We start from the raw sequence: 16,143 nt of genomic DNA on the forward strand, positions 1-16,143 counted from the left end.
TATGAGACACATTATTTCACTACTAATGGAAAACCAACCTGGTGCGCTTTCTCGTGTGGTTGGCTTGTTTTCTCAGCGTGGCTACAACATCGAGTCTTTGAACGTATCTCCAACCGATGATCCGACGCTGTCTCGTTTGAACGTAACCACTAACTCGAGCGAAATGCAGCTTGAGCAGATTCAGAAACAACTGCATAAGCTAATCGACGTACTTAAAGTGCAAGAAGTGTCCGAACTTGAGCACATTGAACGTGAGCTGTTGATGGTAAAAGTACGTGCGAGCGGCTTTGCTCGTGCGGAAGTGAAGCGCACAGCGGATATCTTCCGTGGTCAGATCGTTGATGTTACGGCTTCTCAATATACGGTTCAAATGGCGGGTACTAGCGAGAAACTGGATGCCTTCATTCAGGCGCTGTCTGAAGTGACGGAAGTGCTTGAAGTAGCTCGAAGTGGTGTTGTTGGCATCGCACGAGGCGAACGTGCGTTGAAAGCCTAGACGATAAGTCTTTAAAAAATAACTTTAAAGCCGCTTTTTTAAGCGGCTTTTATTTTGTTAATTTTTTAGAGTGCTATAATCCCGCGCTGCACTTCCATTCATCTGAGTTAGCAATGCGAAATAAAAAATCAATAATTACATTGCTGATTATCTCTATCATATTGTCTTCTGCAGTATGTCTGTATTATTTGCAGCGCTACAAAGAAGTAAAACAGCAGAGCTTTGACTACTCAGCTAAGCAAGCCGTTCATCAGTTAGTGTATGCCAAGCGAGATTATGATCTTCTCAAGACTCAGTTAGTCTCGGTCATGGAGCTACTCAGTCATAGCCAGAGCTTGGTTAACTTTGCTTCCTCTCCCTCAGACCAAACCAAACATCTACTTGAAGAGGTCTGGCAATCTGTTCTCGTGAACCAGAAGTGGTATACACAAATCCATCTGTTAGATGTCACTGGCAAAGAATTGGTGCGTGTTAACTATTCCTCTGATACCGGTAGAGTGACGTTTCCTCAACAGCTGCAAGATAGGTCGGATTCTAACTACTTCCAATACGCTCAAAAACTAGAAGCCGAACAGATTGGCGGTTGGGGTATTGAGCTTGAAACTGAGCATGGTGAAGTCACCTTCCCTTATTCGCCGGTAATCCGTGTCTTTACCCCAGTAGAAACCCCTGACGAAAGAGTAGGCTACCTCGTCATCAATCTTGATGTATGGGGCTTATCGTCGCGTCTGAGCTTTTCACCAGATAACGATCTTAGAGCAGAAGTTCTCAATGACGCGGGTTACTTCATCGCGAGTAACAACAGCGGTAAGTTGTTCGGAGACTCTATTCCTGAAAGAAAAGGCTATAACCTGAAAAATATCGCGCCGAAGACGTGGGATGCGATCTCCAATGATCAGGTGGGATACGTTTTTGAAGATGGTAATTTGTTTGCCTTTAACACGGTTATGCTCGCGAACAGTCAAAAGGTCCATTTACTGATTCAACTTAATCAAAAGCAACTGATGGATCGGGCTGAGCGTGATCTAGATGATTTGGCCCATGAAGAGATCATTGTTCTGATTACGGTGCTGATATTCGCTTTCCCGTTTGCTTACCTGGTGACGCACTGCCGACGCCGAAGCCTAGAGAGTAAATTGGCACGCGCCGCATTGAATGGTATGTCGGCAGTGATGATCTCTGACAAGCAGCACCGCACAATGATGATCAACAACGAATTTGAGAACATGACTGGGTACTGCAAAAAACAGGTGATCGGTCAAAATGCATTGCAGTTGCTGCTTGAGAATACCGACCAAGTGCTCTCAAGCTCGGCTATTTGGAGTCATTTAGAGCAAGAAGAAGTATGGGAAGGGGAGGTTCAGTGTAAGAACAAGCTGCGTATTCCTTTTACTGCGATCATGCGAGTGCATGCGGTCAAAAACAATTCAGGCAAAGTCAGTTACTACATCACCTCGTTGGTTGATATTTCCGTAAGGAAGGAGCTTGAGGTACGTTTGAGGATTTTAAGTGAACGTGACTCTTTGAGTAATCTCTGGAACCGACGAAAATTCGAAGAGCAGCTGGCCTACTATTCTCGCTTAGTTGAGCGTTACCCGAACGAAGCGACCACCTGCTTAGCCTTGGTGGACATCGATAACTTCAAGCGAATCAATGATGAGCTTGGCCACGACGAAGGTGACCGTGTGATCGCTGGTGTTGCTAAACTTCTGCAAGATAGCCTTCGTGGGACGGACTTTGTTGCACGTGTTGGAGGAGAAGAGTTTGCACTCTTGATGCCACACACCTCACTGCCAGAAGCAAAGCGCGTATTGGATCGCTTGCGAATTGAGATTGAGCTAGCTGCCGGAACTAAGATAACGGTGAGTGTTGGCTTTACGGATTTAACCAGTAACAGCACTCGCTCATACAAGTGTGCGGATGTTGCGCTTTACGAATCTAAATCGTCTGGCCGTAATACGGTCTCTATGTGTCCTAGCTACGATGATGTCGCTTAGGTTCGCTTCTATCTAGTCCTGTCTTCTATTTGCTTCACCTCTTCAAGTCGCGCCCCGACTCCTTTTTCCTTTCCCTCTTTTTATTAGGAATCTCACTTTTGAGCGACCTGTGTCACAAAATCTATACAGTTAGACTAAAGTCTAATTTTGGTGGAAATTTGAGCTAAAATTAACAGTAAGTAAACTACTTTGCTTCAGATTACATCGTGTTAAACGATGTAATAAATAGAGTGTTTACCAGATGTAAAAGGATGACACCGTTAACTTAATTCAGCTGGTTAGCTAGCCTTATCAATAACTTGAAAGGCAGCAGTAGAATTAGGTTAGCTGGAGCAATAGTTTGGGGATCATACAGTCTGGTTAAAAGAGGCGTGGTATGTTTGTCGATTTTTTAGTTAGGTTAACCATAGGCACATTAGCCATTCTTGGCTTTCAACTTAGTGCATTGTATTTTTTACCTATGGTTGTGCTGCTCAATACTCATCACAAAGAGTTTTTTGGGTGGTAGTTCAGTCGTAATACTGGAAACAAAAAACGGAGCCATTGGGCTCCGTTTTTATTTGGTTAGAAGCTACTTTAGCGTTATGCCGCTTCGATAACTTCTTCAATTCGTTTCATTGAACCTAGCAGGTGTTGATCAAGCAGTTCAGTCGCTTGTTCTACATTCTTAGAGAGTACTAGTTTCATGATCATTTCGTGTTCATCAATATTGAACAGATCATCTGATGCGCTTTCTGCAGACATAGCGAGGAAGCGGTAACGTTTCACTTGGTTAATTAGGTCATCAAAGAACTTAAACATGTTCTCTGAATCTGCACCTTCAAGCAGTGCGACATGGAATTGCTGGTGGCGCTCTTCCCATTCTACACAGTCAAACTCTTCAGATACGTACTGTACTCGCGATAGTTTATGGTAAGACGTTAGTACATCCAGTTCCCAGCTCTCATCACCTGCTGCAATCGCTTTTTTAAGCAGAACCGATGATACAACACGAAGGCTTTCGTATAGGTCATTCAGTTCTTTCTTTGATACAGGAGATACCCAGCAGCCTTTTTGTGGCTCTAGCTTTACGTATTTGCTCCAAGATAACTGTACCAAGGCTTCGCGAATAGGGGATGCGCCAACGTTGTAGCGTGCTTTTAGATCAGCAACAACAAGCTTTTGGCCTGGGGTTAACTCACCATTAAGAATATCTTGGCGAATCATCTTTGATACTTTGTCAGTGAGCGTAGGACTAGACATTACAAACCTCATCTATATATGATTTCTAGTCTGCTAATCCGTCTCTTAGAAAGAGTCAGTTGGAGGTTAACAGTACGTAGTTCTATTGTGATTGATAATACAGCGTACTGAAAAGTTAGGCAAGATTTTGTTTCATAAAAAAAGAGGGCCGAAGCCCTCTTTTATATTTTATGCGAATCGGTTCATTTTTATAGAACGTGAACAGATGCCGTGTTTGTAGTACCAGAAGCTACTAGAGCACCAGAAACCATAACTACGATGTCGCCTTTGTTACCTAGGCCCGATTGTAGAGCGATTTCTTTACCGTTGATGTAGAACGCGTCTGTGTTCTCGATAGAGTCAACAAGAACTGGCTTAACACCTTTAGTAAGAACTAGCTGTGCAGCTGTCTTTTCGTTAGTTGTTAGAGCTAGGATGTTTGCAGTTGGGAAGTACTTACGTACTGAACGTGCAGATTTACCGCCTTCAGTTGCAACAACGATTAGAGGAGCAGCTAGCTTCTCTGCTGTGTCTACAGCGCCTTTACATACTGCTTCAGTGATACGTAGACGTGGGCTGTCTAGACGAGAACCTAGCTCAGCTTTAAGAGCTGAATCAGTACGGTTCGCGATTTGAGCCATGATAGTGACAGCTTCAACTGGGTACTTACCTTTAGCAGTTTCACCAGAAAGCATTACTGCATCAGTACCATCCATGATTGCGTTCGCAACGTCACCCGCTTCAGCACGAGTTGGACGTGGGTTGCTGATCATAGAGTCAAGCATTTGAGTTGCAGTGATAACCATCTTACGTGCACGGTTACACTTCTCGATCATCATCTTCTGAGCGAAGATTACTTCTTCAGCTGGGATTTCAACACCTAGGTCACCACGAGCAACCATGATGCCGTCAGAAGCTTCAAGGATTGAATCGAAGTTATCTACACCTTCTTGGTTTTCAATCTTAGAAATGATATGGATGTTCTCGCCGCCGTTAGCGTTTAGAAGCTCACGGATTTCTTTAACGTCTTCTTCTTTACGGATGAAAGAAGCAGCAACGAAATCTACGCCTTGCTCACAACCAAACTTAAGGTCAGCTTTGTCTTTCTCAGAAAGAGCAGGAAGTTGAACAGAAACGCCAGGAAGGTTAACACCTTTGTTTTCGCCTAGAGCACCGTTGTTAAGAACTTTACACTTAACTTCAGTTTCTGTTGTTGCGATAACTTCCATTTCGATTAGGCCGTCATCAACAAGGATAGTGTTACCTGCTGTTAGGTCTTTAGCGAAACCTAGGTAAGTTACTGCTACTACGTCTTTGTTACCAACAACTGTTGCGTCAGTTGTGAAAGTGAACTCTTGACCAGCTACTAGATCTACGTCGTTACCATCTTCAAGTTTGATAGTACGGATTTCTGGACCTTTAGTATCTAGAAGGATAGCAAGTTGCTCACCTTTGTTTTCCATTACTTTACGGAAGTTCGCGATACGAGTGCCGTGCTCTGCGAAATCACCGTGAGAGAAGTTAAGACGCATAACGTTCATGCCAGCATCTACTAGTTCAGTTAGCTTCTCTACAGATTCAGTTTTAGGGCCAATCGTACATACGATTTTGGTCTTTTTCATGGAAGGTACTCTCCGGTAAGTATTGTTACAATTTGAAATTTATTTAAGTTCTGAAGATTGGTCCGCTACATCAACATTTTGTGCCTGTTGTGTAAAAGCGCGGGACTTCCAATATGTCCTTCAGAGTTGTAAGTCTTTCATCAATTTTAGTCATTTTATGACTAAAAGATTTTGATTCAATATCGGTTTTCTGTGACTTACCCCACTATATAGGGGGTAAGTTGCAAAAAAATAACAGTCAGTTTTGTAATTTTTTTTCTTTTCGGGTGCGGATTCTACCACCTAATGAGTTCAATATCACTGCTTAACAATTGTCTTAGGACAAGGTTTTATCGCTATTTATTAATTTTTTGGATCAAAATAAATGGACTAAATAGTTTCGTTGTAACTATAATATGTTTCATATCGAAACTTAATGGCCTTTTTTAAATGTCGAAACGAAACACCCAGCTCAGAAGACATGCAATTTCTAACCTAGTGAATGAAAAAGGGGAGGTTAGTGTTGATGAATTATCCGCTAAGTTCGAAACCTCAGAAGTCACTATTAGAAAGGACTTGGCGTCTTTAGAGAAAAACGGTCAGCTTTTACGCCGTTATGGTGGTGCGATTTCGTTACCGAAAGAGGCTGTCAACGAAGAACTGGGTCAACAAGTTTCGACTCGAAAGATTTCATTGGCAAAAGCCGCTGCAGATTTAATTCGCGACCATAACCGCATCGTGATCGATAGTGGCAGTACGACCGGTGCTCTAATTCAGCAGCTTAATGCTAAGCGTGGCTTGGTTGTTATGACCAACTCATTGCACGTTGCTAATGCGCTTAATGAGCTTGAAAGCGAGCCGACGTTATTAATGACTGGCGGCACTTGGGATACCCATTCGGACTCTTTCCAAGGCAAAGTTGCAGAGTCGGTACTTCGTGCTTACGATTTTGACCAACTATTTATTGGGGCTGATGGTATCGACCTCGATAGAGGCACAACCACGTTTAACGAACTGGTTGGCCTGAGCAAAGTAATGGCTGAAGTGTCACGAGAAGTGATCGTGATGGTTGAGTCGGAAAAGGTGGGACGAAAGATCCCGAACTTAGAGCTGGCATGGGAACACATTGACATCTTAATTACCGATACAGACTTAGGCGAAGAATCCAAAGCAAGTATCGAATCACATGATGTTCGAGTGATCCTGACCGATCCAGCGTAAAAACAAATTTAAGTATTATGCATTTACCTTCCTATAATTGATCTTAATGAAGATTTGGCCTTTGCTTGCTGCCAATAGGAATAAAACAAAATTGATGGAGTGAAACTATGTGTGGAATTGTTGGTGCAGTAGCACAGCGTGATGTAGCTGAAATTTTAGTAGAAGGCCTTCGTCGTCTAGAATACCGTGGCTACGATTCAGCTGGTGTCGCTGTAGTCGATACTGAATCTAACCTAACTCGTGTACGCCGCCTAGGTAAAGTACAAGAGCTAGCTGACGCAGTAGAAGAGCAACAAGTGATTGGTGGTACAGGTATCGCTCATACACGTTGGGCGACACACGGTGAGCCGTCTGAAGCGAACGCACACCCACACATGTCTGGTGATATTGCCGTTGTACACAATGGCATTATCGAAAACCACGAAGCACTGCGCGCTATGCTGCAAGAGCGTGGTTACGTATTTACTTCACAAACGGATACAGAAGTTATTGCTCACTTAGTTGAGTGGGAACTTCGCACTTCAGCTTCTTTGGTTGAAGCGCTACAGAAAACAGCAAAACAATTAGACGGTGCGTACGGCACGGTTGCGGTTGATCGTAAAGATCCTAGCCGTATCGTTGTAGCTCGTTCTGGTAGCCCGATCGTTATCGGCTTTGGTGTCGGTGAGAACTTCCTTGCCTCTGACCAACTGGCGCTACTGAGCGTAACTCGTCGCTTCATGTACCTAGAAGAAGGTGATGTTGCTGAGGTAACTCGTCGTGATGTTACGGTATTTGATGTAGCGGGTGAGCGTGTTGAGCGTGAAATCGTTGAGTCAAACGCTGAACACGACGCAGGCGACAAAGGTCAATACCGTCACTTCATGCAGAAAGAGATCTTCGAGCAGCCAACAGCGCTGATCAATACAATGGAAGGCCGTATCTCTGACACTTCGGTTATCACTAACGCGATTGGTGTTAAAGCGGAAGAGATCCTAAGCAAGGTTGAACACGTGCAGATCATCGCATGTGGTACGTCTTACAACTCAGGCATGGCAGCGCGTTACTGGTTTGAATCTCTAGCTGGCGTAAGCTGTGACGTAGAGATTGCTTCTGAATTCCGTTACCGTGATTTCGTTGTTCGTCCGAACAGCCTATTGGTGACTCTGTCTCAATCTGGTGAAACGGCGGATACGCTTGCTGCACTTCGTCTTGCAAAAGAGAAGGGTTACATGTCAGCAATGACCATCTGTAACGTTGCAGGTTCTTCGCTGGTTCGTGAATCTGATTTTGCCTTCATGACTCGCGCAGGAACAGAGATCGGTGTTGCTTCGACTAAAGCTTTCACAACTCAACTAGCAGCAATGCTGATGATGGTAACGTCAATTGGTCGCCTACAGGGTCGTATCAATGAAGAGAAAGAAGCGGAAATCGTTCAAGCACTTCACCAACTGCCTGCTGATATCGAGAAAGCATTAGCGTTTGATAAAGAAATTGAAGCGCTAGCACCTGATTTTGCTGATAAGCATCACACACTGTTCTTGGGTCGTGGTGAGTTCTACCCAATCGCGATGGAAGCGTCTCTTAAACTGAAAGAGATCTCTTACATCCACGCAGAAGCATACGCGGCTGGTGAGCTTAAGCACGGTCCTTTGGCTCTTATCGATGCCGATATGCCTGTAGTCGTTATTGCACCAAGCAACGACTTGCTAGAGAAGCTGAAATCGAACGTTGAAGAAGTACGTGCTCGTGGCGGTCTACTCTACGTATTCGCTGACCAAGACGCTGGCTTCGAAAGCGATGAGAACATGAAGATCATCAAGATGCCTCACGTAAGTGAAGTAACAGCGCCTATCTACTACACAGTACCGATGCAGCTGCTGTCTTACCATGTCGCGCTAATCAAAGGTACCGACGTTGACCAACCTCGTAACCTTGCGAAAGCGGTTACGGTTGAGTAATCGGCAGCTTATCTAAGATATAGATAATAAGAAGCCCATCCTGTGATGGGCTTTTTTATGTCTGTTAGTTAACGATCAGTGTTAGAGCTAGCTGTAGCGTCATTAAGCGCTTAGTGCTTGCTCTAGGTCAGCCAAGATATCGTCAATGTGCTCGATACCTACTGATAGGCGAATCATCTCCGGTGATACACCGGCTTGTTTCTGTTCAGCTTCGCTTAGTTGACGGTGTGTCGTCGAAGCTGGGTGACAAGCGAGAGATTTCGCATCGCCAATGTTAACTAAGCGCTTGAAGATTTGCAGTGCATCATAGAAGCGAACACCGGCTTCATAACCGTCTTTTAAACCAAAAGATAGAATGGCCGATGGCTTACCTTGCATGTACTTTTCAGCGAGTGGATAGAATTCTGAATCAGGCAGGCCAGCGTAACTTACCCAACTGACTTTCTCGTGTTGCTTGAGGTATTCCGCTACTTTCAAGGCATTCTCTGTGTGTCGCTCCATGCGTAGCGACAACGTCTCCAAACCTTGCATCAACATGAAAGCATTCATTGGTGACAGTGCTGCACCTGTATTACGTAGGGGAACCGTTCTAGCACGACCAATAAACGCAGCCTCACCAAAGGCCTCGGTATAAACCACGCCATGATAAGAAGGCTCTGGCTGATTAAACACAGGGAAGCGGTCCTTGTGCTGTGCCCATGGGAATTTACCTGAGTCGACAATCACGCCACCTAACGTTGTACCGTGGCCACCCACGTATTTAGTTAGTGAGTGCACCACGATGTCAGCACCAAAATCGATAGGTTTACACAGTACAGGCGTCGCCACCGTGTTATCAACAATCACAGGTACACCTTGTGCGTGAGCAAGTTCAGCAACACGCTCTAAGTCGATAATATTACCTGCTGGGTTACCGATACTTTCGCAGTAAACCGCCTTGGTTTTTTCGTCAATCAGTGCCGCTAAGCTTTCTGGTTTATCGTCTTTAGCAAAACGAACTTCGATCCCTTGGTTTGGCAGCATATGAGCAAATAGGGTGTAAGTACCACCGTAAAGCTGAGGTGTTGAAACAATGTTGTCACCGATTTGCGCCAACGTCTGAATCGCATAGTTGATCGCAGCACTGCCCGCACTTACCACTAAGCCTGCGATACCTCCTTCTAAGGCGGCCATGCGTTTTTCTAACACATCATTGGTTGGGTTCATTATGCGAGTGTAGATATTGCCTGGCACCGCAAGGTTGAAGAGGTCGGCGCCGTGTTGTGCGTCATCGAATTCGTACGCGACGGTTTGGTAGATTGGAGTGGCAACCGATTTGGTTGTTGGATCAGTGTCGTAACCGAAGTGAATCGAGAGTGTTTCGTCTTTCATGAGTCTTCCCTGAACTATTGAGCGATTTATGTACTCTCATATTGCCGATTTTTTTATAAAAGAAAAGTATGTTTAGTCACAGAGAGGCAATTGGAATTGTGTGCGGGACGATTCGTTTTTGGTTCGGAAGTGCAGGGTGTGATTGGTACTGAATCAGAAAAGCAAAAAGCCAGAGCAGCGTGAACTGTTCTGGCTTTTCTAATTTGGTGGCCCCTCCCAGATTTGAACTGGGGACCGAACGATTATGAGTCGTGCGCTCTAACCACTGAGCTAAGGGGCCGTAGGGCATAGATTATAGGGGAAGCATTCAGTGGTGTCTAGACACTATAAGGGGCAATTCCGCTTACATCTTAGCCACTTAAATCATACGGATAAAAAAAAGGTGAGCCAACGCTCACCTTTTCTAATTTATGCTTAAAAGCTAACCACACTAAAGCGTGTGATTACTCGTCTAGGAAGCTACGCAGAGTTTCTGAGCGGCTTGGGTGACGAAGTTTACGCAGTGCTTTTGCTTCGATCTGACGGATACGTTCACGAGTTACGTCGAACTGCTTGCCCACTTCTTCAAGAGTGTGGTCAGTGTTCATGTCGATACCGAAACGCATACGCAGTACTTTAGCTTCACGAGGTGTTAGGCCAGCAAGAACGTCTTTAGTTGCACCGCGTAGGCTTGTTGCCGTTGCAGAGTCTAAAGGTAGTTCTAACGTTGTATCCTCGATGAAATCACCTAGGTGCGAATCTTCGTCGTCACCGATTGGTGTCTCCATTGAGATTGGCTCTTTAGCGATTTTCAGTACTTTACGGATCTTGTCTTCAGGCATTTGCATGCGTTCAGCTAGCTCTTCCGGCAGTGGTTCACGACCCATCTCTTGTAGCATTTGACGAGAGATACGGTTTAGTTTGTTGATCGTTTCGATCATGTGAACCGGAATACGGATAGTACGAGCTTGGTCGGCAATCGAACGAGTGATTGCTTGACGGATCCACCAAGTAGCGTAAGTAGAGAACTTATAACCACGACGGTATTCAAACTTATCTACCGCTTTCATCAGACCGATGTTACCTTCTTGGATTAGATCCAGGAATTGTAGACCACGGTTTGTGTACTTCTTAGCAATCGAGATTACTAGACGTAAGTTCGCTTCAACCATCTCTTTCTTCGCACGACGAGCTTTCGCTTCACCGATAGACATACGACGGCTGATATCTTTGATGCTTTGAACAGTAAGAGACGTTTCACGTTCGATCATATCCAGTTTTTGGATAGAGCGACGGATGTCGTGCTCGTTACGTTTGATCTTTTCTGCGTATGGCTTGTCTGAAGCAAGAACTTCATCCAACCATGCTTCGCTAGATTCGTTACCAGTAAATAGAGCAATGAAAGATTTCTTCGGCATTTTGCCGTACTCAACCGTTTGACGCATGATTAGGCGTTCTTGAGTACGTACGCGATCCATAGAGTTACGCAGTTCGTTTACTAGGTAATCAAACTGTTTTGGTGTTAGACGGAACTCTTTGAATACGTCTTGCATCATTGTCGTTGCAAGCGTTGCTTTCGGGCTTTCATGGCCGTACTCGTTGATCGCTAGCTGACGGTTCTGGTAGCTAGTACGAAGCGCTGTGAACTTCTCAAGAGCAAGCTCAGGATCGATACCTGTATCTTCTTCTTCCTCTTCCTCGTCGTCTTCAGCGTCTTCTTTGTCTTCGTCTTCCAGATCAGTTTCAGCAAGTTCTGAACCGATGTGAGTCGCCGTTGGCGCAGCTGTGCCATCGTCGTCTGGGTCAACAAAGCCATTGATTAGGTCTGTTAAGCGAATCTCTTCTGCTTGTACGCGGTCAAACTGTTCCAAGATGTATGGAATAGTGCCTGGGTACTCAGCAACCGATAGTTGAACTGTATTGATACCATCTTCAATACGTTTCGCAATGTCGATTTCGCCTTCACGAGTCAGTAGTTCAACCGTACCCATTTCACGCATGTACATACGAACTGGGTCAGTAGTACGGCCAATCTCGCTTTCTACGCTTGAAAGCGCAGCAGCTGCAGCTTCGGCTGCATCTTCATCTATATTGGCATCGTCATCATTAAGTGCTAGATCATCAGCATCAGGTGCAGTTTCAACTACCTTGATACCCATGTCGTTGATCATTTGAATGATGTCTTCTACCTGTTCAGAATCCACGATTTCTGCAGGTAGGTGGTCGTTTACTTCGGCGTAGGTCAGATAGCCTTGTTCCTTGCCTTTAATAACAAGTAATTTTAGCTGTGACTGCGGATTTTGATCCATAGATGATATCCAACTTCAGGTCTGGTGAAGGACGTTGCATTCTCAAATGCAAACCAATTATGTTAACAAATTTATTAAATGCTGACTAATCAAACAGGGTTACGCTTTTAGATCTAGCATTAAAGCTAGTAGCTCCCTTTTTTCTTCGGCTGATAAACCGACGCTTCTTGCTTTGGCCTGCAGGTTTTCAATTTGTTTTTCAACGCACTGGGCAAGTATGTTGTCCAATGAGTCTAAAAATATGTCTTCTTGATTGTCTTCGTCGAGGGGGATTTCCCAGCTCGCGAGACGAGACAGAAGAGCCTCATGTTTATTGTGTCGCCAATGCTCTAATAATTGGCCTGTGTTGATATGGGGATGCTCGTGGCATTTATCAAGTACTTCGACGAATAAACTTAGTCCGGGCAACTGTAAGCCTTTGACACTTGATAAATCCGGTACCATATCAGCATAGCTCGGATTTTGGATAAGCAAAGCGATAACTTCACGCATTGGAGTGCGCTTCAGCTCTTTATGCGGTTGAGGTGTCGGGTTCTGTGTATGAACACGCGCACGTCTCAATTGGTTATCAAATCCAGTTCGCTCATCGAGCAGTTTTTCGAGCAATTCTTGGAAGTAACTGTCAGGGATTTTATTAATCAAGGCGCTGGCGTGTGCACGCAGTGCTGATTTCCCTTCGGTTGTTCCCAAGTTTAACTTGTGTATTTCAATCAGGTTATCGAACAAATAGGTCGAAAGCGGCGTCGCATTGTGGACCAGCTGTTCAAAAGCGGCTTTGCCATGCTCTCTAATATAGCTGTCTGGATCTTCACCGTCGGGCAAGAATAGAAACTTAAGCGTGTTACCGGTTTTCAGGTATTCAAGCGCGTTTTCTAGTGCGCGCCATGCGGCCTCTTTACCTGCTCGGTCACCATCGTAACAACAAACCACTGTGCTGGTTTGGCGGAACAGCATTTGAACGTGGTCACCGGTTGTCGATGTGCCCAGTGATGCTACTGAGTAATCAACACCATATTGCGCTAATGCCACGACATCCATGTAACCTTCAACCACAAGTATTTGCGGCGGTTCACGGTAGGCTTGCAGCACTTCATAAAGGCCGTAAAGCTCTTTACCTTTATGGAAGATAGGCGTTTCTGGTGAGTTGAGATATTTTGGAGTACCGTCTTCTAATACACGACCACCAAAACCAATCACACGGCCACGACGATCGCGAATCGGGAACATTACGCGTCCACGGAATCGGTCGTATCGGTTACCTTTATCGTTCTCAATTAACATGCCGCCAGTTACGAGCATGTCTTGGGCTTCTTTCTGTTGGCCAAAGTTCTTACGAACTAAGTCCCACTCATCGGCCACATACCCAATGCCAAACTTCTGGACGATCTCGCCCGAAAGGCCACGATTCTTTAGGTAATCAATCGCAGGTTTGTTGGCTGATATTTTCAGTTGAGAGCGGTAAAAATTACTGATGCCGCCCATCAAATCGTAGAGGTTACGTTTTTGTTCGCTGTTGGCTCTTGGTGCTGTTGATATCTCGCCGCTACGTTGCTCTCTAGGAACATCGAGGCCTAAGAAAGAGGCAAGCTCTTCAATCGCTTCAACAAAATCGAGACGTTCGAACTCCATAATGAAGTCGATAGCATTACCGTGTACGCCACAACCAAAGCAGTGATAAAACTGTTTTTCTTGGCTTACGCTAAAAGAAGGGGTCTTTTCGTTGTGGAATGGGCAACAAGCACCATAGTTTTTGCCTTTTTTCTTAAGTTTCACGCGTGCGTCCACAATGTCGACAATGTCGAGACGCGCTAGGAGATCATCGATGAAACTACGCGGGATGTGTCCTGCCATAAAACCTTAGAAAAATGCACTAACTGAGAGTGTGGATAATAATAGTTTGAATAGGTTACAGATACAAACAAGCCGTGCGTTCCGAAGGATTGCACGGCTTGTTGCAATTTGATTTGGGATTAAGCGAGTTTAGAACGAACTAAACCACTAACTTTACCCATATCTGCACGCCCTTGAATTTGTGGTTTCAAGATAGCCATTACTTTACCCATGTCTTGCATGCCCGCTGGTTGAGCTTCGGCGATTGCGCTATCAAGTAGTGCAATAACTTCTTCATCAGTTAGCGGTTGAGGCATAAAGCCTTCAAGTACCGTAATTTCTGCTTTTTCCACGTCAGCAAGATCTTGACGATTTGCTGATTCATATTGAGCAACAGAATCGCGACGTTGCTTAACCATTTTAACTAATACAGCAAGAATGTCGTCGTCGTTCAGAGTGATCCGTTCGTCAACTTCACGTTGCTTAATTGCTGAAAGAGCTAAGCGGATAGTGCCAAGGCGCGGTTTGTCCTTGGCTTTCATCGCTAATTTTTGCTCTTCTTTGAGTTGTTCAATAAGAGCCATAACTCAGTCCTTATGGATTAAGTTATTAGTACAGGCGAACGCGACGTGCGTTTTCGCGAGCTAGCTTCTTAGCGTGACGCTTTTGAGCTGCTGCTTTAGCGCGTTTGCGAACTGTAGTTGGCTTTTCGTAGTGCTCGCGACGGCGAACTTCAGAAAGGATACCTGCTTTTTCACAAGAGCGCTTGAAACGACGTAGTGCAACGTCGAACGGTTCGTTTTCACGTACTTTAACTATTGGCATATGCCTTTCACCTCAGGGGTTATTCATTATCGCTGGCTACTCAGTACCAAATCAGAGAAGTTACCCATCGAGCTAACTCTCTATTCGCGTTTGGCCATTAACCAGCTTGATCAAAAATGGTGCGGAATTTTAATCCGATCACAGTGGCTTTGTAAAGCACTTTGTCGATTATAGTCTGTACAATATTTGTTTGAAGAGCTTAGGCAGGGTAATATTGCGCTAATTTCCCATTTTAGACGAAAGCGTGCCGAGAAAATTATGCGCATTATTGGTATTGAAACCTCTTGTGATGAAACAGGAATCGCGATTTATGATGATGAGCAAGGGCTGCTTTCTCATCAATTATATAGCCAAGTAAAGCTGCACGCCGATTACGGTGGTGTGGTACCTGAGCTAGCTTCACGTGACCACGTGAAAAAAACAATTCCTCTTATTAAAGCGGCATTAGCTGAAGCGAACCTAACGTCGAAAGACATTGATGGTGTGGCTTACACGGCTGGCCCTGGTTTAGTGGGTGCACTGCTGGTTGGTGCAACGATTGGTCGCAGTATTGCTTATGCGTGGGGAGTGCCTGCAGTGCCTGTTCACCATATGGAAGGTCACCTTCTTGCGCCAATGCTAGAAGATAACCCACCACCATTCCCATTTGTGGCTCTGCTGGTTTCTGGCGGCCATACCATGATGGTAGAAGTGAAAGGTATTGGTGAATACCGAATCCTTGGTGAATCGATTGATGATGCAGCGGGTGAAGCGTTTGATAAAACCGCGAAACTGATGGGCTTAGATTACCCTGGTGGTCCACTGTTATCTCGTTTGGCGGAAAAAGGCACTCCGGGTCGTTTTAAGTTCCCGCGTCCAATGACCGATCGTCCGGGTTTAGATATGAGCTTTTCTGGTCTGAAGACGTTCGCAGCGAATACCATTCGTGATAACGATAATGATGACCAGACTCGTGCTGATATTGCTTACGCGTTTCAAGAAGCCGTTTGTGCAACCTTAGTAATCAAGTGTAAGCGTGCCTTGGTTGAAACGGGCATGAAACGTATAGTTATTGCTGGCGGTGTAAGTGCCAACAAACAACTGCGCGTTGAGCTTGAGGCGCTTGCTAAGAAAGTCGGTGGTGAGGTGTACTACCCACGCACTGAGTTCTGTACAGATAATGGTGCGATGATCGCTTATGCGGGCATGCAGCGCCTGAAGAATGGCGAAACGGCTGATTTGTCTGTTCATGCCACACCGCGTTGGCCTATTGACCAGCTAGAGCCAATTGCGTAATTGACTATAGTGTTTCGATAAACGGTCGCCTTGTGCGGCCGTTTTTATATCCTAGCTTACCGACTGTATGTCGATAAA

Annotated in this window: 12 protein-coding genes and 1 tRNA gene; 5 read left to right on the plus strand and 8 right to left on the minus strand. The window is 45.0% G+C overall.

Annotated elements, in window-relative coordinates; translation table 11 throughout:
• Position 1 precedes the first annotated feature (1 nt).
• Positions 2–496: an acetolactate synthase small subunit gene (ilvN, locus tag AB4486_RS16135; RefSeq protein ID WP_008219984.1), complete on the plus strand. Its 495-nt coding sequence runs from the start codon at positions 2–4 to the stop codon at positions 494–496.
• 113 nt (positions 497–609) lie between these two features.
• Positions 610–2,493: a diguanylate cyclase gene (locus AB4486_RS16140; protein ID WP_136979310.1), complete on the plus strand. Its 1,884-nt coding sequence runs from the start codon at positions 610–612 to the stop codon at positions 2,491–2,493.
• A 582-nt stretch (positions 2,494–3,075) separates the two neighbouring features.
• On the opposite strand, the gene AB4486_RS16145 is transcribed toward AB4486_RS16140, so the two are convergent.
• Both AB4486_RS16145 and pykF read right to left on the minus strand, forming a co-directional pair.
• Complete coding sequence (locus tag AB4486_RS16145; protein ID WP_080582236.1) at positions 3,076–3,747, minus strand: GntR family transcriptional regulator; 672 nt, start codon at positions 3,745–3,747, stop codon at positions 3,076–3,078.
• A gap of 176 nt (positions 3,748–3,923) precedes the next feature.
• Positions 3,924–5,336 carry a pyruvate kinase PykF gene (gene pykF / locus AB4486_RS16150; protein WP_017061403.1) on the minus strand — a complete coding sequence of 471 codons (1,413 nt, stop codon included), beginning with the start codon at positions 5,334–5,336 and terminating at the stop codon, positions 3,924–3,926.
• Positions 5,337–5,765: 429 nt separating this feature from the next.
• Between pykF and AB4486_RS16155 the strand changes: the two genes are divergently transcribed.
• Together AB4486_RS16155 and glmS are read left to right on the plus strand one after the other, a co-directional pair.
• Positions 5,766–6,536: a DeoR/GlpR family DNA-binding transcription regulator gene (locus AB4486_RS16155; RefSeq protein ID WP_372117753.1), complete on the plus strand. Its 771-nt coding sequence runs from the start codon at positions 5,766–5,768 to the stop codon at positions 6,534–6,536.
• A 107-nt stretch (positions 6,537–6,643) separates the two neighbouring features.
• Positions 6,644–8,476, plus strand: a complete 1,833-nt coding sequence (glmS, locus tag AB4486_RS16160) for a glutamine--fructose-6-phosphate transaminase (isomerizing) (protein ID WP_048614889.1) — start codon at positions 6,644–6,646, stop codon at positions 8,474–8,476.
• A gap of 102 nt (positions 8,477–8,578) precedes the next feature.
• Here glmS and AB4486_RS16165 read toward each other — a convergent pair whose 3' ends face one another.
• From AB4486_RS16165 to rpsU, 6 genes are all read right to left on the minus strand, one after another.
• A complete protein-coding gene (locus AB4486_RS16165) occupies positions 8,579–9,847 on the minus strand; it encodes an O-acetylhomoserine aminocarboxypropyltransferase/cysteine synthase family protein (RefSeq protein ID WP_017061406.1) in 1,269 nt (422 codons plus the stop codon).
• A gap of 204 nt (positions 9,848–10,051) precedes the next feature.
• Positions 10,052–10,127: transfer RNA gene (locus AB4486_RS16170), tRNA-Ile, on the minus strand.
• A gap of 163 nt (positions 10,128–10,290) precedes the next feature.
• Positions 10,291–12,135, minus strand: a complete 1,845-nt coding sequence (rpoD, locus tag AB4486_RS16175; protein WP_017061407.1) for an RNA polymerase sigma factor RpoD — start codon at positions 12,133–12,135, stop codon at positions 10,291–10,293.
• Positions 12,136–12,234: 99 nt separating this feature from the next.
• Positions 12,235–13,986, minus strand: coding sequence for a DNA primase (dnaG, locus tag AB4486_RS16180; protein ID WP_017061408.1), 1,752 nt, complete (start codon positions 13,984–13,986; stop codon positions 12,235–12,237).
• Between the two features lie 119 nt (positions 13,987–14,105).
• Positions 14,106–14,549: a GatB/YqeY domain-containing protein gene (locus AB4486_RS16185; protein ID WP_017069475.1), complete on the minus strand. Its 444-nt coding sequence runs from the start codon at positions 14,547–14,549 to the stop codon at positions 14,106–14,108.
• A gap of 25 nt (positions 14,550–14,574) precedes the next feature.
• Complete coding sequence (gene rpsU, locus AB4486_RS16190) at positions 14,575–14,790, minus strand: 30S ribosomal protein S21 (RefSeq protein WP_004396009.1); 216 nt, start codon at positions 14,788–14,790, stop codon at positions 14,575–14,577.
• A 258-nt stretch (positions 14,791–15,048) separates the two neighbouring features.
• Between rpsU and tsaD the strand changes: the two genes are divergently transcribed.
• The gene (gene tsaD / locus AB4486_RS16195) at positions 15,049–16,065 is read left to right on the plus strand and encodes a tRNA (adenosine(37)-N6)-threonylcarbamoyltransferase complex transferase subunit TsaD (RefSeq protein ID WP_017061410.1); all 1,017 of its coding nucleotides are present in this window, start codon (positions 15,049–15,051) and stop codon (positions 16,063–16,065) included.
• Positions 16,066–16,143 lie beyond the last annotated feature (78 nt).

The sequence above is a fragment of the Vibrio sp. 10N.222.55.C6 genome, from assembly GCF_041473395.1.
Lineage (GTDB): Bacteria > Pseudomonadota > Gammaproteobacteria > Enterobacterales > Vibrionaceae > Vibrio > Vibrio crassostreae_C.